Below are 22,001 nucleotides of genomic sequence, written 5' to 3'. Positions count from 1 at the left end.
TAAAGTAAGTAGATAAAGTGCTCACTCATTATGATAAACACTTCATCTGCTAGAAAAGCCTTTAATAAACTCAAAGGGAAAGCTGAAAAAGCGGTCCATCGCAGTTTAGATCAACACGTAAAGCTTGCCGTAACAGGTTTAAGTGGTAGCGGTAAAACCGCCTTTATTACCGCTTTAGTAAAACATTTAACCAGCCAAGCCGACGATAAAAACTTACCTTTTTTTGATGTGATGCAGCAAAAGCGCCATATCGCCACTAAGGTAGTGCCGCAGCAAGCGCTTACTATTCCAACGTTTTCTTATCAAAATGCGTTAGGGGCATTACTGCCTCATGATGGCGAACCTATGTGGCCAGCCTCAACTGAGCGCATAAATACTTTACGCTTGGCTATTAAATATCAAAGTGGCTCGGGTTTGCGCTCGCATATTGCGCCACAATCAACAATGTACCTTGATATTATTGACTACCCGGGTGAATGGCTACTCGATTTACCTATGCTTGAGCAAAGCTACCAGCAGTGGTGTGAGCAACAATACGCTTTACTAGTGCAGCCGCCTCGTGTTGATAAGGCACAAAACTTTTTATCGGCATTAAATGGTCTAGATCTAAATGCGCCCGTCGATGAGCACGCCTTGAGTGAACTTGCCAAACTTTACCAAAGCTTGTTAGTAGGATTAAAAAAAGACACTAAGCTTGCCATGCTCCAGCCTGGACGCATGTTGATGCCCGGTGAATTGCAAGGGGCACCACTTTTGTTGTTTTTTCCTGTGGCCGAATATGACTCTGAAGTAATACCGGGTTCAAACTTGGCACATCTACAAAAGCGTTTTAATGCCTATGTAAAAGAGGTGGTAAAACCATTTTATATCCAGCATTTTCGTCATTTTGACCGTCAGATTGTGCTGGTGGATGTACTGAGCGCATTAAATGAAGGGCCTGAGACGCTGCATGAGCAAAGCGCTGTTATTCAGCAACTACTAGCGCATTTTAATTATGGTGAAAATAGCTTCATCAAGCGTTTGTTCAAACCCAATATAGATAAATTATTATTTGCGGCTAATAAGTCAGATCATATCAGTGGTGAACACCATAAAGATTTAGCTTTATTACTCGATTCATTGGTGCATGAGCAAGCAAACCATCTTAAATTTGATGGCGTTAAAATAGAGACTATCGCTATGTCATCGATTGCGGCAACCCAACCACGGCAAGTTACAGAGCAGGGCAAACCCCTTAATTGTATTTATGGCAAACCATTAAATGAACAGCAATGGCTTACTTATTTACCTCCACAGCCGCCATCACGCATGTTGACTAAAACAGAGTGGCCAACACAAGGGTTTGAGTTTTTATCATTTGCACCTATGCCAAGCCCTGATAAACAGTTAAAGCATATTCGGTTAGATCATGTTATGCAGTACCTATTAGGAGATAAACTTACATGAGCGAATCAACTTCATTTCAAGCGGGAAGGCGTATTGAGTCAGAGCAGCCGATAGCGGACCCTGAATTAAATTTAGTCACAGCAAAAGTGGTTGAGCAGGGTGAGTTTGAACCTCAGGAAGAGCCTGAGTTAGAAGACGATATTGACCTAGCACCGGTTTATAAAAAGTCAAAATGGCAAACATTAAAGGGCTTATTCGTTGTTAGCTTTTTAACCTTGGTGTTGCTTGAGTTTGCATTTTCACTTGTGGTCACATTCCAACAATCAATTATTTTAGGCTCGGTCTATGCAACGGCCGTATTTACAGGAGTGCTGTTAATTGGTCGCTTGCTGTGGCGTGAATACCGCATGTTACGCAGTTTAAAGCGCAATCAATTACATCGCCACGAAGCAGATAGGTTACTTAATTCAGAGCAAGTGGGTGGTGCATTACCTTGGCTTGAAAAGCTTAATAGACATCAGCAATTAACGGGCTTTGATGAGTTTAAAGCAAGCGTCGCGACCCATCACACAGATAAAGAAATCATGACCTTGTACGCTGATAGCTTACTTGTTGCACAAGACACGCAAGCCAAAAAACTAATTAACCGTTTTGCGACAGAGTCCGGTTTGCTGGTGGCACTTAGCCCTCTTGCACTCGTTGATATGATGGCGGTACTTTGGCGCGGCACTAAACTGATAGAACAGATTGGTCGTATTTATGGCATTGGCTTTGGTTATGCAAGTCGTATCAAGCTTTATAAAATGTTAATAAGGCAAGTAATGTTTGTTGGCAGCGCAGAGCTGGTGTCAGATTTAGCGGCAACCGCACTTAGCGCTGAGCTACTCGGTAAGCTTTCAGGTCGTGCAGCGCAAGGCTTAAGTGCCGGCATATTTACCGCACGTATAGGTTATAAAGCCATGGAATTAAGCCGCCCGTTACCGCGCTTAGAGCATAAGCGTAGTTTACTTAAAGGCACAGCACAGCTTATTGCCAGCAAAATAATGTCACGAAAAAAAGCCAGCCCAGAGCAAAACGACAAAACAGACTGACAAGATATCTGTACAGTGGTTATTAGGTGCTTAGCATTGAATAGCCATCTGTGCATCCGGCATGCTTGTTATCTATCAGCTGATACGCTTTGATTATCATATTAATAATAATCAAAAAAGATCAAACAATGAACAAACTCCACATCGACAGTCAATGTATTCATGGCCCCGAAAAAGCGAACGACCCTCATGGCGCTTTAACATCGCCTTTATACCAAACTTCTACTTTTCATTTTACTGACGCAGCACAAGGTGCAGCTCGGTTTGCAGGGGAAGAGCCCGGTTATATTTATACCCGTTTAGGTAACCCAACGACTACAGAGCTTGAGCAAAAGGTTGCTCAACTTGAAAACTGTGAAGCCGCTGCCGCCACTGCAACTGGCATGGGGGCAGTGTCAGCATCGGTGTTGAGCTTTTTATCACAAGGCGATCATCTTGTTGTATCAAGCGCACTTTATGGCTGCACATTTGCCTTTTTTGCTCATATGCTACCGCGCTGGGGAGTTGAGGTAAGCTTTGTTGATATGACCAGTGAGCAAGCATTACGTGATGCTATAAAGCCAAATTCAAAAATGATTTTTGCTGAAACCCCAATCAACCCGACGATGGCGGTGCTGGATTTAAATTTGATTAGTGACGTTGCAAAACAGCATCAGCTTATTAGCGTTATCGACAATACTTTTTTAACGCCACTGCTGCAAAAACCAACCGATTATGGCATCGATTTAATTGTGCACAGCGCGACCAAGTATTTAAACGGCCATGGTGATGTGGTGGCAGGTTTAGTGTGTGGCTGCGATGAGCATATAAACTTAATTAAAATGACAGTACTTAAAGATATTGGTGCAACCATCAGCCCTCATGACGCCTGGCTAATAAACCGTGGTCTAAAAACATTAGCAATACGAATGCAGCGCCATTGTGAAAGTGCGCAAACTGTTGCTGAATTTTTAGAGCAACACTCTCATGTCAACACCGTTTATTACCCCGGTTTGAAGTCTCACCCGGGTAATAAGTTTATTGGCACGCAAATGAAAGCTGCTGGGGGGGTTATCGCATTTGAGTTAAAAGGCAGCTTAAAAGATGGCGAGCAGTTTATTAATAGTACCAAGCTGTGCACATTAGCGGTGAGTTTAGGTGATGCTGAAACATTGATACAACATCCTGCATCGATGACTCATTCGCCCTATACGGCAGAGGAAAGAGCCGCTGCGGGTATAAGCGATGGCTTAATTCGCCTTTCTGTTGGTCTTGAAGATGTTAACGATATTATTAACGACCTTAACCATGCGTTCACTCAAATTATGTGAGGTGTAATTTTATTTTTACGTTTTTATGGCGTGTAAATCCTTTAAATACTGGGCTGTAAATATTTCGATTTAGATCCGTAATGTTATCTTTACGACTTGAGTGTTGTAGCCATTGGCTGATATGAGCCCAGCTATTAAACTTTGTCTTACATTTGCTTAGTATCTGGGTAACAGGTTGATACCGATTTTCGGTTTAACACCAAGAAGGTAATTATGGCTAAAGCAAGTAAGTACACCTCCAGGACACCCGATGAAAATGGGGTGATTCATTGGAGCGATGAAGAAAATAAAATATGGTCAGAACTCGTTGCCCGTCAATTAAAATACATCGAAGGCAAAGCGTGTAATGAATACATGGAAGGACTAAAAAAAATAAACCTTCCTCATGATCGTATCCCGCAGCTAAGCGAGTTAAACGAAGTGCTGCTCGCAACGACGGGTTGGCAAGTAGCCCCAGTGCCTGCATTGATTGATTTTGATGAGTTCTTTCGTTTATTGGCGAATAAGCAATTTCCAGTTGCTACTTTTATTCGTACCCGAGAAGAGTTTGACTATTTACAAGAGCCAGATATTTTCCATGAAATATTTGGCCATTGCGCCATGCTCACTAACCCCGACTTTGCAGAGTTTACACATAAATATGGCCAACTAGGCTATGCAGCGCAAAAGAAAGACCGTGTATATCTAGCGCGTATGTATTGGTTTACTGTTGAGTTTGGTTTAATGCAAACACAAGACGGCTTACGTATTTATGGTGGAGGGATTTTATCAAGCCCCGGTGAGACACAATACGTGTACTCTGATACGCCAGAAATAAAGCCAATGAATGTGCTTGATGTATTACGTACCCCTTATCGCATTGATATAATGCAGCCTTTGTACTACACCATTAACTCTATCCATGATTTATTTGATATTTCACAGTTGGATATTATGGCGATAGTTGAGCAAGCAAAAGAATTAGGGTTACATGACCCAAAGTTTCCTCCTAAAGAAAAATTAGCAAGTTAAGGATTTAAAATGTCATCACTAAGCGCACAAAAGTGTGAAGCCTGTCATGTTGATGCTCCAAAAGTGTCAGACGAAGAGCTAGCAGAACTAATTAAAATGATCCCTGACTGGGTGCCAGAAGTACGCGATGGCATTATGCAGTTAGAGCGAGTGTATAAATTCAAAAATTTTAAACAAGCTATTGCCTTTACCAACAAAGTTGGCGATATGGCTGAAGACGAAGGACATCACCCTGGTTTATTAACTGAATGGGGCAAAGTGACGGTTACTTGGTGGAGTCATTCAATTAAAGGTCTGCATAAAAATGACTTTATCTGTGCTGCAAAAACTGACGAGGTTTTTGCTGCGCTATAACTAATCCTGTTCTACCCATAGGATAAAAGGTGCATTATAAATGCACCTTTTTTTATGTATTTTTTGGCGAGCCCACTGCCAGTTTTTTAGGTAAAAAACCAGTGACTAACATAGTGCCACTAATAACACACAATGCACCAAGCAGGGTGTTTGAACCAATCTGTTCATCAAGTACTATATGGCCCCAAAAAATACCAAAAAGTGGAATTAAAAACGTAACGGTTAGTGCCGACGTTGGGCCTATTTCTTCAATTAAATTAAAAAACAAAATATAGGCAATGCCAGTACAAATCACGCCTAAAGCAACAACCCCTAATATAATGTCTGTGGTTGGGACTTCTCGAATCGGCATGAAAAAAACGAGCGGCAGTACCAATATGCTTGCTGCCCACATCGAGCCATGTGCATTATTAAAAGGTGTTAACTTAGGTGCATGCTTAGTGTAATGAGATGCAATGGCGTAGCTTAATGATGCGCAAAGCGCTGCAATAATAGCTATCAGTGAGTCTGAATCTGGGCTAAAGTTATCTTGCCCGACAAGCAGTACGACGCCAGCTAAGCCAAGCACTAAACCACAAACCATACTCTTTGTTGGTTTTGTTTTAGCCCATATTATACCCACTACTGCTGCCCAAATAGGGGTTGTTGAATTTAATATGGATAACGTTGATGCGCTGATTGTTTGGGCTGCATACGCAAAGAGTAAAAAGGGCAGTGCGGAATTAAGTGCGCCAATAATAAAAAAATGTTTACGATGGGCTTTAAACGCTAAGCTCGTAAAAACAGATTGGCGTTTAAAGTACAACGCCACTAAAAACAATGTCAGGGCTGCAAAGCCGACTCTAAATTCAATCAGTACTGCTGGGCCTAAACTGGCTGCTGCCATTCGCATAAATAAAAATGATGCGCCCCAAATAGCCGCAAGCGCAAACAATTGGATTAAACTTCTTAAGCTCATAGTTAATACCTTGAATAAGTAAGCGCCAAGCATAGCATTGTCTGTTTAGCGGCTCAGCCAAAATCGGCACTCGCAGATAAAATTTATATTGCTGTAAAGTTTGATACAATTGGGTGTCTTTATTCAAAATTATTAAGGAAGTCGCGGGTGGTAAACCTAGGTCAATTGTTTGGTGAGCTCAAAACGTGTTTAAGAAAAGATCAATTCATCTTTAAAAAGCGCCTTCATGGCATAAAAAAAATATCCGATGAAGCAAAACAAGCGGCTGTTATAGAAAAAATAACCGCTGATATAACACGTAGCCAACAGTTACGTGAGGTTCGCTTAGCCCAGTTACCAAAGGTAACGTACCCAGAGCAACTTCCGGTTAGCCAGAAAAAAGACGACATAAAAGAAGCGATTGCGAATAACCAAGTGGTGATCATTGCTGGTGAAACAGGCTCAGGTAAAACCACGCAAATACCGAAAATGTGTTTAGAGCTTGGTCGTGGGGTTGATGGTTACATTGGTCACACCCAACCTCGGCGTTTAGCAGCGCGCAGCGTCGCTGATCGTATAGCCAGTGAAATGCAATGCGAGCTTGGCCAGCAGGTAGGTTTTAAAATTCGCTTTAGTGACCAAGTATCAAACAATAGTTACATCAAATTGATGACTGATGGTATTTTGTTAGCTGAAATTCAGCAAGACCGTTTTTTAAATCAATACGACACCATCATTATTGATGAAGCTCACGAACGTAGCCTTAATATCGACTTTATTTTAGGTTATTTAAAAAACCTATTACCAAAGCGCCCCGATTTAAAAGTCATTATTACCTCGGCGACGATTGATCCTGAGCGTTTTTCAAAACATTTTAATGATGCACCGATTATTGAGGTGTCAGGGCGTACTTTCCCAGTGGATGTACGTTACAGACCATTAGTTGAAATTGATAAAGACGACATGGAAGCCGAAGGCGATCAACTACAAGGCATTTTTGATGCCGTAGATGAATTATGCCAAGAAGGCCCTGGCGATATTTTGATCTTTCTAAACGGTGAACGGGAAATTCGCGACACCGCCGATGCACTTAGTAAACGTAACTTAAAAGGTACTGACGTACTGCCGCTGTATTCGCGACTATCAAATGCAGAGCAAAACCGCATTTTTGCCCCGCATAGTCGCCGCCATATCATATTATCGACCAACGTGGCTGAAACGTCTTTAACGGTGCAGGGCATTCGTTATGTTATTGACCCGGGTACTGCGCGTATCAGTCGCTACAGCTACCGTACCAAAGTGCAACGTTTGCCGATTGAACCGATTTCACAAGCCAGCGCGAACCAGCGTAAAGGGCGTTGTGGCCGTGTTGAAGCGGGGATTTGCATTCGGTTATATAGCGAAGATGATTTTAATTCACGGCCAGAGTTTACCGATCCTGAAATACTGCGTACTAACTTGGCCTCGGTTATTTTAAAAATGCTGGGTCTTGGCTTGGGCGATATGGCTAAGTTTCCGTTTGTACAAGCACCGGATAGCCGTAATATTAATGATGGTTTAACTCTACTCGAAGAACTTGAAGCGGTTAAACCTAGCAAGCGCAATCAAGAAACACGATTAACTAAATCGGGCATGGATTTAAGTCGCTTGCCCGTCGACCCCCGTTTAGCAAAAATGGTACTGACTGCGCAAAAGCTGGGGGCGCTGCGCGAAGTTATTGTTATCGTGGCAGCGCTGTCGATTCAAGATCCTCGCGAGCGCCCGCAAGAAAAACGTGCCGCAGCCAATGAAAAACATGGGCGTTTTGACGACCCAGATTCAGATTTTATTGCGTTTTTGAATCTATGGAATTACTTAGAGGAGCAGCAAAGCGAGCTCAGCAACAGCCAATTTAGAAAGCTTTGCCAAAAAGACATGCTGGCGTATATGCGTATTCGTGAGTGGCAAGATATTGTTTATCAACTAAGTACTGTATGCAATGAAATGGGCATGAAAGCCACTACCAATGTAGCGGATGGCGATAAAATTCACCAAGCATTGTTGAGCGGTATGCTAAGTCATATTGGTTTTAAAGATGAAAAGCAATTGTACAAAGGTGCGCGCAATAGCCAGTTTCATATTTTTCCAGGTTCAGGTTTATTTAAAAAGAGCCCTAAATGGATTATGTCAGCTGAGCTGGTTGAAACCAGTAAGTTATATGCGCGTATCAACGCAAAAATAAGTCTTGATTGGGTTGAACCATTTGCTCAGCATTTAGTTAAACGTAGCTACAGTGAACCCCATTGGGAGAAAAAGCCGGGCGCTGTCATCGCGTTTGAACAGCAAGTGCTTTACGGGCTTATTATTGTTTCTAAGCGCCGTTGTGTGTATAGCAATATTGACCCCAAAGTGAGTCGTGAGCTATTTATTCGTAGTGCTTTGGTTGAACAAGAGTTGGGTCAAAATGAAGGGTTTTTACAGTTTAATCGTGAGCTGATCGAAGATATTCAAACACTGGAAAATAAAAGCCGCCGCCGCGATATTCTTGTCGATGAGCAAACGCTTTATGAGTTCTACGATAAAAAAATCCCGCACGATATAAATAACCGTGCGGCATTCGCTAAGTGGTACAAAACCAAAAAGCAGCAAGATAAACGTTATTTGCACATGAGTCGCGAAGACTTAATGCAACATGGTGCTGATAGTGTTACCGAGTTTGATTACCCAGATGTGTGGCAACAAAATAATTTAATGCTGCCGCTGAGTTATCATTTTGATCCTGGCCAAGCTGTCGATGGCGTTGCTGTGCAAATACCCGTCGCTTTACTAAACCAGGTTGAAGGAACCGGTTTTGATTGGCATATTCCGGCATTTCGCCATGAACTCATTACGGGTTTAATTAAATCATTGCCTAAATCGTTACGTCGTAACTTTGTTCCAGCGCCAAATTACGCCGATGCTGTACTTGCAGCCATTACGCCAATGCAAGGTAACTTTATTGAGGCGCTCAGTCATCAGTTGTTACGTATGACGGGGGTACGCGTTGAGCCTGATGCATGGGATTTATCAACTCTCGCGACTCATTTACGGTTTCAGTTTGAAGTGCGTGATGATAAAAACACTTTACTTGCGCGTGGTATGGACTTAGCTAAGCTAAAAGCTCAGCTACAAGGTAAAGTAACGCAAACGCTATCAAAAGTAGCCGATAAAGGAATAGAAAAGGCCGACTTAACACAGTGGGATTTTGGTAAGCTCCCGGCTTCTTATGTGAAAAAACAAGGCCAATACGAAATTAAAGCGTACCCGGCTTTAGTGGATAAAAAATCTTCCACAGCCGTTGAGTTGTTTGATAATGAAATAAAAGCGCAAGCGGCACACCAGCAGGGGCTACGCCGTTTGGTGTTATTAAATGTACCTTCGCCAATAAAATATTTACAACAAAATTTGCCTAATAAAGCCAAACTCGGCCTATACTTTAACCCATTTGGCAAAGTGGCTGATTTAATTGATGATTGCATTGCCGCTGGAGTCGATAGTCTACTGAATAACTTAGGCGATGTGAGAACCGAGCAGGCATTCGAACAAGTAAAAGAGCAAGTGCGTGGTGAACTTGGCGATACGGTTGTCGCCATTGCTACGCAAGTGGAGCAAGTATTAAGTATTGCTCACGCTTTACATAAAAAAATGAAAGGCCGAGTTGATTTGACCATGATCACCGCTCATGGTGATATTAAAAGCCAGCTTGAGTCATTAGTTTTTAAAGGTTTTGTTTCCTCTCATGGCGCTGAAAAACTGAGCGACTTAATTCGTTATTTAAAAGCGATAGAAAAACGCTTAGAAAAGTTGCCAGTTGACCCAAATCGTGACAGATTATGTGTACTAGAATTAGATAAGGTCGCACAAGAGTACCAGAAACAGCTGAAAAAAGTCCCGCCAGGACTGCCAAAACCTCAATCACTGGTCGATATTTTTTGGATGCAACAAGAGCTTAGAGTATCGCTTTTTGCTCAAACATTAGGCACACCTTATCCAATTTCAGCTAAACGGGTTTTAAATGCCTTAAAAGAATGTGATTAATGACATTGGATCAAGAGAAGAAGGAACTGAAACACACTATGCGTACTACCGCAAATACACAATTGCGTCTACTTGTTGTAGACGATGAGTACTTTAATTTTGAAATGCTTAAAGCGGCTTTATCGGGATGTTTTGAGTTAAGCTACGCTGATTCAGGGCAAAGCTGTTTGGCATCGGCCATTGCCAATCCACCCGATGTGATTTTGTTAGATGTCTGTATGCCTGGGTTAGATGGTTACGATACATGTAGAATGCTAAAAAATACCCCAGAAACAAATAATATTCCTGTTGTTATGGTGTCGGGGTTAGAATCAGAACAAGAACAGCAAGCTGGATTTGAAGCAGGGTGCAATGCCTATGTGATCAAGCCGTTTTCAGTGGTTGAGTTAGTTGATAAAATAAATACCGTTGTCTAGGAGCAACTATGTTTAATGAAGACCAACGCAGTTTTAGACGGATGCAAATTAATGCAAAAGCAAGGTTAATTACTCTTGAGCCAGTTGCAAATCAGCAATTTGAAGCACTGTGTGTTGATTTAAGTGCAACAGGATTGTCGCTGCATTTAGATGAGTTTTTAGAGGTTGGTACAGTCGTAAAAGTCAATATTGATTCAACAAGCTCTGCGATTGCACCGTTAGATGCTACCGCCAAGGTAATACGTGCCAGTAAAGAAAGCGATGGCACGATAAGCGCAGGGCTTGAAATTATGCAGTTTAATTAGGCTTTAAACTTAATAAACTTTACAAATTAGTCCTTTAAGATAAAACCCTTCTGGATAGCTACCTGCAATAGGGTGATCAGCCGCTTGGTTTAAACGCTCCATTATTAATAGATCTTTACCTGCATCAAGGGCGGCATCGGCGACAACTTTTTGAAATAGGTTTTGTTCCATTAAGCCTGAGCAAGAGAAAGTAAGTAATGTGCCACCAGGTTTAAGTATTTGCATGGCAATCATGTTGATATCTTTATAGCCGCGGCATGCTCCTGTTAATTGCGCCTTGTTGTCAGCAAATTTAGGGGGATCCATCACTATCGTATCAAATAGTACGCCGTCTTCTCGGTATTGGCGCAACAGCTTGAACACATCTTGTTTTACAAAGTCGACTTTGTTCAAATCCAGATTATTATGTTCAACATTGCGTTTTGCGGTATCAAGAGCAGGTTGTGATACATCCACGTTGGTAACATGCTCACAGCCACCGCGCAATGCATAAAGTGAAAAAGTACCAGTATAGCTAAAGCAGTTAAGCACTTTTTTATCTTTAGAGAAACGCTCTAACGCGGCACGGCTATCACGTTGATCTAAGTAAAAGCCGGTTTTGTGGCCTTCGATAATATCAACTTCAAGCTTTAAGCCATTTTCTTCTATTAAGACTGGCTGCTGTGGCTTATTGCCCCACAGTACACCGGTTGTTGGCTCTAGCCCTTCTTTATTTCGTACATCAACGTCAGAGCGTTCATACACATCACATCCGGGGAAAATCGTAATAAGTGCAGCGACAATTTCACCTTTATGGCGTTCAGCACCGGCACTTAATAGCTGGCAAACTAAGACATTGTCGAATTTGTCGATTGTCACACCCGGTAAAAAGTCAGACTCAGCGGCACATAAACGAAACCCTGTTAAACCACCTTCTTCAATGACTTGTGCGCGGGCCTGTAAGGCACGGCGTAAACGACGTTCAAAAAAATGTTGATCGATAACTTCTTTTTCATCAAAGCTCCAAACACGGGCACGAATTTGCGAGTGTGGGCTATAAGCCGCCGTTGCTAAAAATTTACCTTCGCTATCATGAATAGTTACAGTGTCACCAAGACCTGGTTTACCTTTCATTTTTTTTATAGCTTTAGAAAATAACCACGGATGTTTTCTTTTTAACGATTTTTCGCGACCAGCTTGCAGGTAAATAGCAGATGACATTGGAATACTCATGACAGATAAATTAGCGGCTATTTTAGTAAAGCAGGGTCGAACATACAATGAATGTTTTGCACAACAGCCTATAACCGCGGTAAAGTAGTCCTAATTTATTGTTTTACATTGAAACCGCGAAATTTATGGAACAGCAAATAGCGTTATCAGCGCCGTTACAACAATTAGAGAATGAATGCCGAGTATTTATTTCGTCACTTATTTGCGCCGACGTGGCCCATGATATTACTCACATTGAGCGGGTGGTGCGGGTTGCTAAACAATTGTGCATTGCAGAGCAAGCCCAGATGGCTGTGGTATTGCCGGCAGCCTGGCTACATGATTGTGTTGCCGTTGCTAAAAACCACCCTGATCGTGCAAAAGCTTCAACCATGGCCGCAGATAAAGCGATTACCTTTTTAGCCTCAATTGGTTATGACGATAGCTACTTTGATGCAATTCATCATGCTATTGCAGCTCATAGTTTCAGTGCCAATATCGAAGTGCAATCGGTTGAAGCACAGATTGTTCAAGATGCCGATAGAATGGATGCACTTGGGGCAATTGGAGTTAGCCGGTGTATGAAAGTGGGGGGCTCAATAAGCCGCCATTTATATCATCCACAAGACCCTTTTTGTCATGACCGTGAAGCTAATGACAAGCTGTATACCCTCGATCATTTCTTTATCAAGCTACTGCACGTCGCTGAAGGTATGAATACACCATCAGCCAAGGCAGAAGCTCAGCGCCGCACTGAGTATATGCTTGCATTTATCGAGCAATTAAAGTCAGAAATAGGGGAGTAATATGGCACGGCCTTTATTTTCAGGCATAGATCACTGCCACCTAAATGTTGATAATTTGGCGCAGGCAGCTGAATGGTATAAAAACATCCTTGGTTTTAATATTGTGCCAGAACTTGCATTTTGGGATGAAGGAAAGGGACCACTAACACTTGAAGATTCTGCTGCAACAATGCGTTTAGCGCTTTTTGAACGCCAAGGAATAAGCAATGGGATTGCGTTTGCTGCAACGGGAGAGCAATTTATGGCTTGGTTGGCACACTTTGCACAGCATAATATTAAAACCATTATTGCCGATCATACCGTGACATACTCTGTGTATTTTAAAGATAACAGTGGTAATAATCATGAGATCACCTCCCACGATTACAGCTATATCAGCGCGACTATCGATAAATCAATCTTGGTAAGTTGAATAGACTTTCATAATGGCATCAAGCTGGCCTTCGAAAAGGTCGATAAGTTGTGGGTCAAAGTGTTTACCAGCTTGCTCACGCATATGAGTCAGTGCTTCATCCACACTCCAAGCCTTTTTATAAGGGCGCTTAGAAGTTAATGCATCAAACACATCAGCAATGGCAACAATACGCCCTTCAATGGAAATCTCTTCACCTTTAACACCATTAGGGTAACCAGAACCGTCCCACTTTTCATGATGCTCCATCGCGAGCACATGGGCAAGCTGTAATAAGGGGGATGACGAGTTCTCTAAGATTTGTGCACCGATTATCGCGTGTTGCTTCATGTAGTCAAACTCTTCATGTGTGAGTTTGCCTGGTTTCAATAAAATTGCATCAGGAATACCAATTTTTCCTATGTCGTGCATGGGAGCAGCCTGCTTTAGAAGCTCAGCATGATGTTCATCCATACCGTAGGCGAGTGCGAGAATTTTACTGTACTTACTCATGCGAACAATGTGTTCACCGGTATCTGTGTCTTTATATTCAGCAGCTCGACCAAGCCTATGCACTAAATCGACGTGCGCTAATTTTAACTGTTCTGCTTGTACTAAAGATAAATGAGTTTTAACTCGAGCACGGACAATCGCTGGGCTGATGGGTTTAGTAATATAATCTACAGCACCAATTTCAAACCCTTTAAACTCATCACTTTCATCAGCAAGCGCGGTGACAAAAATAATCGGAATATGCTGTGTGTGTGGATTTTCTTTTAACCGCTGGCATACTTCAAAGCCATTCATGTCGGGCATCATAATATCGAGTAAAATGAGTTTTGGTGGCTCTTTTTCAACTAAAGCAAGCGCCGCCTCGCCTGATTTGGCGAAAGATAAACGGTACTGGTTAGCTAATACCTCACGCATAACTTTTAGGTTAGCAGGCTCATCATCTACAACTAATACACGTGGGCGTTCGATGCTTAAATCCATTAGTTGGCCTCCATTTTTTGTGCTTGTTCGAGTAGTGCTATTAACGACTCGAGGCTTGATTGGGCACTGTCAAAATCAAACTGATCAAAACATTCAACAATACTATCAATATCACTCTTATAAGTTGTTGGTGCATGGGCCACAATTTCAGCCAGTAATTGGTCATTCAATTCGGCATTTTCTGCATCTGTGTTTAGCTGCTCACACAGCTGTTTAAATTCTGATATTGATAAGGCGTTAGTCGCTTGTGTTTCGTTACTAGTTTCTTTAGGTACACAGCTCAATGTTTTTTCTGCTAGTAACAAGGTAACAGCTGTTAATTCAACTTCGAGCTTGGCAATTATTTTCTCTTGCTGCTGTTTTGTGTTAGCTTTTTCAAGTTCAGAAAACAGTGTCATCATTGTTGGTAAACCTAAATTACCCGCAAGTCCTTTTAATGTGTGTAGTTTACTTTGGGCATCCGCTAGGGCGTTAAGACCTTCAGTAAAGAGTGCCGCACATAGTGTTTGTTGTTCATCAATAAAACGTTGTATTTCGTTTATTTGTTTACACTTACTACCCCAAAGCTGTTTACCTTTTTTAAAGTCAATGTGTTGAGCTTTCGGATCACTCTGTTCAATCAGTACTTCTTGCTTTAAACCATACCCCAGTACTTGAGAAATCTCTTGGTTTAATTGATTGATGTCTACGGGCTTATTTGCAAAACCGTTCATTCCAGCTTTTTTAGCGGTTAGCTTATCCTGCTGTAGCACACTTGCTGTTAGTGCAATGATTGGGGTGTTTTTTAATTGTCTATGCTGTTCAATCTCGCGAATTTTTTGAGTTGCACTAATGCCATCGCACTCCGGCATATGAATATCCATTAAAATTACGTCAAAATCTTGTTGTTCAAAAACTTCTAATGCTTCAAAGCCATTACGTGCGGTCGTTATGGTATGCTGATCTCGAGATAACAACAGGCTTAATAGCTCTACATTTTGCTCGATATCATCAACAACTAAAATTCGTAACTTAGGGAGCTGGGTTTGTAGCCCGTCGAAGTAATCTATCAGCTTTTCATCACCTTCTTCTAACGGTAAAGAGAAAAAGAAGCAGCTGCCTTTGTTAACTTCACTTACAAGACTGATAGTGCCACCCATTAGCTCAACCAGCTGTTTACTGATAGTCGTTCCTAAGCCTGTACCACCAAAACGTCGAGTTGTGGTGCCATCAGCTTGTTCGAATGGTTGGAACACAGCTTTAACCCTATCTGGGGCAATTCCAATCCCTGTATCTTGAACTTCAAAAAATAAGTAACTATTTTGCGTGGTACTAACGGTGACATGAACAGTCCCTTGCTCAGTAAACTTAATTGCATTCCCAATTAGGTTTGTTAATACTTGGCGAATTCTATCAGGGTCACCGAAATAAACTTTATGAACCGATTTTTTAATGTCTAATGTGAGCGCTAAGTCTTTTTTCTTTGCCTCTAACCAAAAGGTAGAAATAATGCTATCTAGTACTGATTGCAAGTTAAAGTGAACAGGCTCTATAGTGAGTTTGCCTTTTTCAAGCTTGGCCGAGTCGAGGATTTCGTTTAATAACCTAAGTAAGGAGCGGGCGGCGTTGTTTACAGTGATCAGGTGTTTTTGCTGCTCTTGACTCAGTGGAGTATCCATTAATAAGTCACTGAAACCTATTATTGAATTCATAGGTGTACGAATCTCATGGCTCATATTCGCCATAAAAGATTGTTTCGCTTGCGCAGCGTCTTCTGCTGCAACTTTAGCTAGTTTTAGTTTGTCTTCGTACTCTCGTCGCTCACTTATATCGACCAAGACACCATCTATCCAAATAGCTTCATCGTGTTTGTTAAATTCAAAGCTGCCTTTTTCAAGTATCCATACGAGTTTACCGTTACGGTGACGAACTCGATATTCAATGGAGTATTGTTCTTTGTTAGCAATGGCTTGATCAATAGCCACATTGACATGAGGCACATCTTCTTTGTAGATTAAATCGCCAAATTCAATGTGTTTGTTAACGAACTCTGATGGCACATAGCCTGTTACCTCATTGATGCTAGGGCTTATGAAGATCATGCTCCACTTTTCATTAACTTCACAACGAAAAACAACACCTGGCATATTATCCATGAGTGAGCGGTATTGCTGCTCTTTTTTTACTAAGTCTTGTTGTAGCTTACGTTGCTCTGTTAAATCGGTAATAAAGCCAACGTATAAAGGCTCTTGGTCCGGCTGGTCTACTTCACCAACGCCTAAGCGGATAGGAAAAAGGTGCCCATCTTTATGTTTTGCCAATACATCCCGGTTAACACCAATGACGGTACCAAAATCAACTTGATTTGCTGAAGATAAATATTCATCGTGTTCAGCCGCTATTTCATCAGCCATTAATATTTTTACATTATTGCCTTTAACTTGATGTTCTTGCCAGCCGAAAATTTTCTCTGCAGCATTGTTAAAGCTTAAAATCAGACCTTGGTGATCAATTGTTATAATGCCATCTATAGCAGTTGAAAGAATAGCTTGTAGACGAGACTCATTACTGGTTTTATCTTCTAACAGCATGCGATAACGAACCATGCCATTGATAATTGCAACAACGGCGGTAAGAATGATGGTGGAAAATACGACACTTATTGCAATTAGGGTGAGTTCGGACTCTTGGCCATCATTAAGGATCGGCGATAGAGCAACGAAGCGAGTTGCGGCCATGCCCATATAGTGCATGCCAGCAACGGCAAAGCCTAAGATAATAGCGCTAATTAAGCGGGTTTGAGTTAAGTTTAAAATAGGGAAGAAGCGGTTTATATTAAAACGGGCATAAAGAGAGATATAAGCAAGTACAACAGCAACAACAATAGATAAACTGAATGTTAGTGGGTCATATCTAAGTAATGGGCTTAGTTCCATCGCTGCCATGCCGCTATAATGCATTGTGCCAATTCCTGCACCCAGTAAGATAGCAGGTACAATTAATTGTAAGTTTGTTTTATTACTATTAACTAGCATTGTTGTTGCAGTTAGGCATGCTAAAAATGCAGGAATAAAAGATAAGAAGGTTAGTGCGGGATCATAACTAATATTTGTGCAAAGCGAGAATGCTAACATACCAATAAAGTGCATACTCCAAATACCACCAGACAATACTAATGCGGCTGTGGAGTTTGCGAGTTTTTGATAATTTTGAAATCGAGTAACTTTAGCGAGATCAATTAATAAGGCAGCAAAATAAGCAGCAAAAATAGCCGTTAATATTGATAATGTAACGAGAAATGGATCATATACCCCATTAATTATGAGGCTTGGATCTTGATCTGTGATAAAAAAAGCTGACAGCATAGCGACTCAATCTTAATACTTTACAAACATTATCGGCAATAACGGTGAAGCGAAATTCTTAGGAATAATTAATTACAATTTCGTATGTTTTTAAGTTATCTTTTGAATAACTTACCGTTAACAAATATAAAACATCAATAAAATCAGGTTACTAAGTTTTATTGGTTATAATTGTAGCACTATTAATAACAAAAACGACAGTTTGTTCTTTAATAATCATTTTATTTTTATATACAATCATCTTGTCATCCGTTTGACAAAAACAACCACGAACAGAGCGAGTGAAAAGCTGCCAAAAACGCTTCTATGGCTGCTACGACTCGCGAAAAGCCTGTGGGAGTAATATCGCCATAACCAAGGGTAGTAAACGTCACTACACTAAAATAAAAACTATTTAATAAGGCGGATAAATTAGTATCAAAGCTTGCAGATAAATCAAAACGTAAAAGTATGTCGTTATGGCTCACACCAAAGATAAAATAACACAGTGCACAACCGATAATTAATGAAAGACTAAAGCGGATCACGTTTTGTGGTTTTTCTCCGTAACTGCATAACATATTAATAAAACTTGAAGTAAAGCGTTTTAATGAGCCCTTAGGGTATTACTGGTGGCGCATTCGCAACTCTTTAAAGGTAAAGTTACCAGCTAACTCAAATAAGCCCTGCTGCTCAGAAGCTTTACGAAGGTTGCGATAGATTTCTTCTGACTCTTGATATAAAGCATGTGCAGCTTCATGGTCATGGTTTGAGCTGGCAGATTTAGCGAGCTGCTCTTGCAACAGCTGGTCGCCAATGTCGATGTTGTCAATACGGGTATTATTGAGTTTTATACCTAGCAGGTTTGTGTGCTGTAAATTACAACAATGTAAGCTGGCTTCGTATAGATTAGCTTTCATCATGGAGGCATGAGCTATTTTATTATTAAATAAATGTGCACCAGTTAAGTTAGCACGATAAAAATTACTGTATGAAAGATCAAAGCCTTCTTCATTATCCTGCTTTATCAAATTCAAACCAGCTAAGTTGGCTCTTTTTAATTCTAAGCCTTGGAGTAAGCCTCCTTTTTTAGCATCGCGTTCTAGCTTTTGCGTCAGCTCAAGGCCAGAATTATCAAACTTTTTATCATGCCAAAAACAAAAACCAGTGCCCATATCGGACTCTTGGCATTGCAGGCCACCAGGTAAGGTATAGCGACAACAAGGCTTATCAGGCATAGTTGATACAGCATTATTAAATTCTACTTACTTACTTATAGATTAGCAGCTATTGAGCGAGGTATTATAAGATGCAGTAAATTTGTTGTGGTAATCAGTTAAAGAGTTAATATTGTTAGAGTACACATTAAAGCGCAGCCGCCGCCGTAAAACAGTGGCTATTAAGGTGCAGCAACAAACATTAACCGTGTACGCCCCTTATGGTGTAGCGAAGCAATATATTGAACAATGGCTAGCCACTAAGCAAGATTGGATTGCGCACCAGATCAGTAAACAAAGTCAGCAACTAGATACACGTCAGCGGCCTCTACAGAGTTCGCAAATCCAATTGTTTGACACCCCACTTTCAGTGCAATTTGATATCGGTAAAACCAGCCGATGGCAGTTTTTTTCGACGCAGAGCCCTGCACTTTTACATATAAGTTGCTCTGGGCGAGTGAAAAATATATACGCAATGTATCAAACACAGCTTGAAGATTTCATGCGTGAGCAATTAGAGCATTATATTGAAATGCGTATTCAGCAATATTGCTCAGTGATGGGGGAGGCGTTACCCAATAATTTAAAAATTACCACTTATAAGCGCCGTTGGGGCAGTTGTAATCAACGTCGCGAGCTTACATTTAATCTATTACTGGCAAGTGCGCCGCACTGGGTAATTGATTACGTCGTGGTGCATGAACTTGCCCATATGAAATATTTGAACCATAGCGCTTTGTTTTGGCAACGTGTTAGTGAATTTTATCCTGATTATAAACACGCAACGCAATGGTTAAAGCAACATGGTGGTGGTTTGCAGTGGGTATTTGGGTATACTGTCTAAGTCCGTTTGCTTAAATAAGTAAAATTCTTTTTCCTTTCTAAAATGATGAATTAATGACAGATATAACAGTAGTTACTCACGACGGTAATTTTCACGCAGATGATGTATTTAGCGTTGCGGCCCTTAAAATTATACTCCCTGCGTTTGAATTAATTCGTACTCGCGATACGCAAACAATAGCGCAAGCTGATATTGTTATTGATGTTGGCAACGAATATGATCCAGCTGCAGGTCGCTTTGATCATCATCAACGTGGTGGTGCAGGGGCACGTGAAAATGGCATTCCTTATTCATCATTTGGTTTAATTTGGCAAAAATACGGTTTAGAGCTATGCCAAGGCGATCAAACCGTTGCTGACTCAGTGGATGCTCGATTGGTTTCTACTATTGATGCAATTGACTGTGGTTATGTTGAAGCTCTGGAGCAGGGTATCAGTTTGAGCCAAACCATTTCAATGTTTAACCCTACCTGGCAAGAAGACAGTGACTTCGATAGTTGCTTTAATGAAGCCGTTGAATTTGCAGTGCGGTTACTTAAACGTTTTATTGCTGCTGCAAGTGGTAGTGCCGACGCTAAAAAAATAGTTACTAAAGCTATCGCTGATGCAGATGATCCGCGTGTTATTGTGCTTGAGCAATATACGCCTTGGAAAAAAACAGTTCATAGTTTATCAGAGCAAGCTCTGTATATGATTTACCCCTCTCACTCGGGGAAATGGATTATTCAAACCGTGCCTGTAGAGCCTGGATCGTTCGAAGATAGAAAACCGCTACCACAGCAGTGGGCTGGTTTATCTGGAGATGAATTTCAAGCTGTTACAGGCTTAGATGATGCAACCTTTTGCCATAATGGTTTATTTATCGCAGGTGCTGAATCATTTGCAAGTGTTATGGTTATGGCATCACTTGCACTCCAAAATTAATTTATCTGGGCATTAACTTAGCCCAGACGCTTGTTGCGTGAGTCCGCGTGGCCAAGGTTAACTTCTTAACTTTTATTTGGTTAACCTTGCAGTTATAAACCTCTTCTTCATACCCGCTGTTATTTTTACTTCTTTCGCTTTTAACGGCTAAGTGATCCTGTTAGTATTTATCGTATTGATTAGTTTACTTTTGTGTAAGCTTGAGTGTACGTTTTAGTGTTTTTTAGGTGGTAAAGTACGTGGCAGATATAAATGACTTAGATCAATTAAGAGCAGGGATTGATGAATGTGATGCACAGTTAGTAGCATTACTGGCTAAACGTAACAGTATAACTGGGCAGATCGGCGCAATTAAGCAGCAAACTGGTGCGCCTTTACACGCGCCTGACCGTGAAGCTGCACTCCTTGCTGCACGTCGCGAAGAGGCAATCAGCCAAGGTGTGAACCCTGAATTAGTCGAAGATATATTAAGGCGCATGATGCGCGAAGCTTATCAAAACCAGCAGGCTAAACTTGCTTGCGCTGCAGCTAATTTATCACCGATCGTGATTGTGGGTGGTGAAGGGGCGATGGGGCAATTGTTTGCAAAACAATTTCAGCGCTCTGGCTATGAAGTGAAAATACTCGACAAGTCACAGCAACATAACGCGACTGAGATCTTGCGCGGGGCTAAATTGGTTATGGTCAGTGTGCCAATTAATGCTCTAGAAAGCGTAGTGAAATCATTACCTAAACTTGATGATGATTGTTTATTAGTGGACATTACTTCAGTTAAACAAGCCCCCCTTGCGGTATTAAAAGCTGTGCATAATGGACCGGTTGTCGGGCTGCATCCCATGTTTGGCCCAGATATCTCGCATTGGGTAAAACAAACCGTGGTTGTCTGTGAAGGTCGTGATCATCATGTTGCTCAAGGCTTACTGCAACAGTTACAAGTTTGGGGCTGTCAGTTGGTTGAGCTTGATGCGAAAAAGCACGATGAAGCCATGCAAATAATTCAAGTTATGCGCCACTTGACCACCTTTGTATACGGCCAGTTTTTAGCGAAGCAGAGTCATACATTGGCAGAGTTACGAAGCTGCTCATCACCCATTTATCAATTAGAGTTAATGATGGTAGGGCGTTTATTTGCGCAGTCACCTGAGCTTTATTCAGACATCATGCTGGCACAATTTGATAATGTGGAGGAGTTATTAGCGCAATATCAAGACACTTTTGCACAGACTTTAGAAAAGTTAAAAGCAGGTGATAAAGACGCTTTAATGAGTGCATTCGCACAAGCAAAAGCGTATTTTTCAGATTCAACAGCACACTTTTTAACCCAAAGTCGCAGCTTGCTTAATAAAGCCAATGACGCAAAAGTATTAGATTAGGGTTCTTGAACATCAGCAATATTTATCGCTGAACACGATATGCTCGCTCTAAGGCTTTTAACTTTTCATTGAGC

At 41.3% G+C, this 22,001-nt stretch carries 17 protein-coding genes and 1 pseudogene; 13 read left to right on the top strand and 5 right to left on the bottom strand.

From position 1 onward, the window contains the following. Nucleotides 1-30: 30 nt before the first annotated feature. From NQT69_RS04330 to NQT69_RS04310, 5 genes are all read left to right on the top strand, one after another. Complete coding sequence (locus NQT69_RS04330; protein WP_256826466.1) at nucleotides 31-1,446, top strand: YcjX family protein; 1,416 nt, start codon at nucleotides 31-33, stop codon at nucleotides 1,444-1,446. Next, nucleotides 1,443-2,477 carry a YcjF family protein gene (locus NQT69_RS04325; protein WP_256826465.1) on the top strand — a complete coding sequence of 345 codons (1,035 nt, stop codon included), beginning with the start codon at nucleotides 1,443-1,445 and terminating at the stop codon, nucleotides 2,475-2,477. Before NQT69_RS04330 ends, NQT69_RS04325 begins: the two co-directional genes overlap by 4 nt. A 128-nt stretch (nucleotides 2,478-2,605) precedes the next feature. Next, a complete protein-coding gene (gene megL / locus NQT69_RS04320) occupies nucleotides 2,606-3,787 on the top strand; it encodes a methionine gamma-lyase (protein WP_256826464.1) in 1,182 nt (393 codons plus the stop codon). A 210-nt stretch (nucleotides 3,788-3,997) separates the two neighbouring features. Then, a complete protein-coding gene (gene phhA, locus NQT69_RS04315; RefSeq protein ID WP_256826733.1) occupies nucleotides 3,998-4,798 on the top strand; it encodes a phenylalanine 4-monooxygenase in 801 nt (266 codons plus the stop codon). Nucleotides 4,799-4,807: 9 nt separating this feature from the next. Next, on the top strand, nucleotides 4,808-5,152 hold the full coding sequence (locus NQT69_RS04310; RefSeq protein WP_087530773.1) for a 4a-hydroxytetrahydrobiopterin dehydratase: 345 nt from the start codon (nucleotides 4,808-4,810) through the stop codon (nucleotides 5,150-5,152). Between the two features lie 52 nt (nucleotides 5,153-5,204). Here the strand turns inward: NQT69_RS04310 and NQT69_RS04305 are convergent, their stop codons facing one another. Further along, a complete protein-coding gene (locus tag NQT69_RS04305) occupies nucleotides 5,205-6,110 on the bottom strand; it encodes a DMT family transporter (RefSeq protein WP_256826463.1) in 906 nt (301 codons plus the stop codon). Between the two features lie 147 nt (nucleotides 6,111-6,257). Here NQT69_RS04305 and hrpA point away from each other — a divergent pair, with 147 nt between their 5' ends. Genes hrpA through NQT69_RS04290 form a run of 3 tightly spaced genes read left to right on the top strand, consistent with a single transcriptional unit; the run spans nucleotide 6,258 to nucleotide 10,866 of the window. Continuing rightward, nucleotides 6,258-10,145, top strand: coding sequence for an ATP-dependent RNA helicase HrpA (hrpA, locus tag NQT69_RS04300; protein WP_256826462.1), 3,888 nt, complete (start codon nucleotides 6,258-6,260; stop codon nucleotides 10,143-10,145). Nucleotides 10,146-10,183: 38 nt separating this feature from the next. Then, complete coding sequence (locus NQT69_RS04295) at nucleotides 10,184-10,561, top strand: response regulator (RefSeq protein ID WP_256826732.1); 378 nt, start codon at nucleotides 10,184-10,186, stop codon at nucleotides 10,559-10,561. A gap of 8 nt (nucleotides 10,562-10,569) precedes the next feature. Next, the gene (locus tag NQT69_RS04290) at nucleotides 10,570-10,866 is read left to right on the top strand and encodes a PilZ domain-containing protein (RefSeq protein WP_256826461.1); all 297 of its coding nucleotides are present in this window, start codon (nucleotides 10,570-10,572) and stop codon (nucleotides 10,864-10,866) included. 9 nt (nucleotides 10,867-10,875) lie between these two features. Here the strand turns inward: NQT69_RS04290 and NQT69_RS04285 are convergent, their stop codons facing one another. Continuing rightward, a complete protein-coding gene (locus tag NQT69_RS04285) occupies nucleotides 10,876-12,066 on the bottom strand; it encodes a class I SAM-dependent methyltransferase (protein WP_256826460.1) in 1,191 nt (396 codons plus the stop codon). 137 nt (nucleotides 12,067-12,203) lie between these two features. On the opposite strand from NQT69_RS04285, the gene NQT69_RS04280 reads away from it, so the two are divergent. Next, nucleotides 12,204-12,863, top strand: a complete 660-nt coding sequence (locus tag NQT69_RS04280) for an HD domain-containing protein (protein ID WP_256826459.1) — start codon at nucleotides 12,204-12,206, stop codon at nucleotides 12,861-12,863. 1 nt (nucleotide 12,864) lies between these two features. Beyond that, nucleotides 12,865-13,275, top strand: coding sequence for a VOC family protein (locus tag NQT69_RS04275; RefSeq protein WP_256826458.1), 411 nt, complete (start codon nucleotides 12,865-12,867; stop codon nucleotides 13,273-13,275). Here the strand turns inward: NQT69_RS04275 and NQT69_RS04270 are convergent. The 3 genes and pseudogenes from NQT69_RS04270 to NQT69_RS04260 form a co-directional block, all read right to left on the bottom strand. Continuing rightward, complete coding sequence (locus NQT69_RS04270; RefSeq protein ID WP_256826457.1) at nucleotides 13,258-14,247, bottom strand: response regulator; 990 nt, start codon at nucleotides 14,245-14,247, stop codon at nucleotides 13,258-13,260. The genes NQT69_RS04275 and NQT69_RS04270 overlap by 18 nt on opposite strands. After that, entirely contained in the window at nucleotides 14,247-17,591 is a 3,345-nt protein-coding gene (locus NQT69_RS04265; RefSeq protein WP_256826456.1) for an MHYT domain-containing protein, read from the bottom strand. The genes NQT69_RS04270 and NQT69_RS04265 overlap by 1 nt, the downstream gene beginning before the upstream one ends. Nucleotides 17,592-17,828: 237 nt before the next feature. Further along, a pseudogene (locus tag NQT69_RS04260) lies at nucleotides 17,829-18,808 on the bottom strand (ion channel). A 112-nt stretch (nucleotides 18,809-18,920) separates the two neighbouring features. On the opposite strand from NQT69_RS04260, the gene NQT69_RS04255 reads away from it, so the two are divergent. The 3 genes from NQT69_RS04255 to tyrA all read left to right on the top strand — a co-directional run bounded on the left by NQT69_RS04255 (nucleotide 18,921) and on the right by tyrA (nucleotide 21,927). Next, on the top strand, nucleotides 18,921-19,631 hold the full coding sequence (locus tag NQT69_RS04255) for a M48 family metallopeptidase (protein ID WP_256826455.1): 711 nt from the start codon (nucleotides 18,921-18,923) through the stop codon (nucleotides 19,629-19,631). A 53-nt stretch (nucleotides 19,632-19,684) separates the two neighbouring features. Continuing rightward, entirely contained in the window at nucleotides 19,685-20,554 is an 870-nt protein-coding gene (locus NQT69_RS04250; protein ID WP_256826454.1) for an MYG1 family protein, read from the top strand. A gap of 239 nt (nucleotides 20,555-20,793) precedes the next feature. Continuing rightward, on the top strand, nucleotides 20,794-21,927 hold the full coding sequence (gene tyrA / locus NQT69_RS04245) for a bifunctional chorismate mutase/prephenate dehydrogenase (protein WP_256826453.1): 1,134 nt from the start codon (nucleotides 20,794-20,796) through the stop codon (nucleotides 21,925-21,927). The last annotated feature ends 74 nt before the right edge of the window (nucleotides 21,928-22,001 follow it).

The organism is Pseudoalteromonas shioyasakiensis (genome assembly GCF_024518675.1).
Classification (GTDB): Bacteria; Pseudomonadota; Gammaproteobacteria; order Enterobacterales; family Alteromonadaceae; genus Pseudoalteromonas; species Pseudoalteromonas shioyasakiensis_B.
The sequence above is the reverse complement of the archived record's forward strand: the minus strand, read 5'-3'. Positions and strand labels throughout refer to the sequence as shown.

Excerpts from the sequence above, each read along its gene's own strand:
- NQT69_RS04285 (WP_256826460.1), bottom strand. The coding sequence starts at position 12,066 with ATGTCATCTGCTATTTACCTGCAAGCTGGTCGCGAAAAATCGTTAAAA.
- NQT69_RS04310 (WP_087530773.1), top strand. The coding sequence starts at position 4,808 with ATGTCATCACTAAGCGCACAAAAGTGTGAAGCCTGTCATGTTGATGCT.
- NQT69_RS04280 (WP_256826459.1), top strand. The coding sequence starts at position 12,204 with ATGGAACAGCAAATAGCGTTATCAGCGCCGTTACAACAATTAGAGAAT.
- NQT69_RS04265 (WP_256826456.1), bottom strand. The coding sequence starts at position 17,591 with ATGCTGTCAGCTTTTTTTATCACAGATCAAGATCCAAGCCTCATAATT.
- NQT69_RS04325 (WP_256826465.1), top strand. The coding sequence starts at position 1,443 with ATGAGCGAATCAACTTCATTTCAAGCGGGAAGGCGTATTGAGTCAGAG.
- NQT69_RS04290 (WP_256826461.1), top strand. The coding sequence starts at position 10,570 with ATGTTTAATGAAGACCAACGCAGTTTTAGACGGATGCAAATTAATGCA.
- NQT69_RS04270 (WP_256826457.1), bottom strand. The coding sequence starts at position 14,247 with ATGGATTTAAGCATCGAACGCCCACGTGTATTAGTTGTAGATGATGAG.
- megL (WP_256826464.1), top strand. The coding sequence starts at position 2,606 with ATGAACAAACTCCACATCGACAGTCAATGTATTCATGGCCCCGAAAAA.
- NQT69_RS04295 (WP_256826732.1), top strand. The coding sequence starts at position 10,184 with ATGCGTACTACCGCAAATACACAATTGCGTCTACTTGTTGTAGACGAT.
- NQT69_RS04330 (WP_256826466.1), top strand. The coding sequence starts at position 31 with ATGATAAACACTTCATCTGCTAGAAAAGCCTTTAATAAACTCAAAGGG.
- NQT69_RS04305 (WP_256826463.1), bottom strand. The coding sequence starts at position 6,110 with ATGAGCTTAAGAAGTTTAATCCAATTGTTTGCGCTTGCGGCTATTTGG.
- NQT69_RS04250 (WP_256826454.1), top strand. The coding sequence starts at position 19,685 with ATGACAGATATAACAGTAGTTACTCACGACGGTAATTTTCACGCAGAT.
- NQT69_RS04275 (WP_256826458.1), top strand. The coding sequence starts at position 12,865 with ATGGCACGGCCTTTATTTTCAGGCATAGATCACTGCCACCTAAATGTT.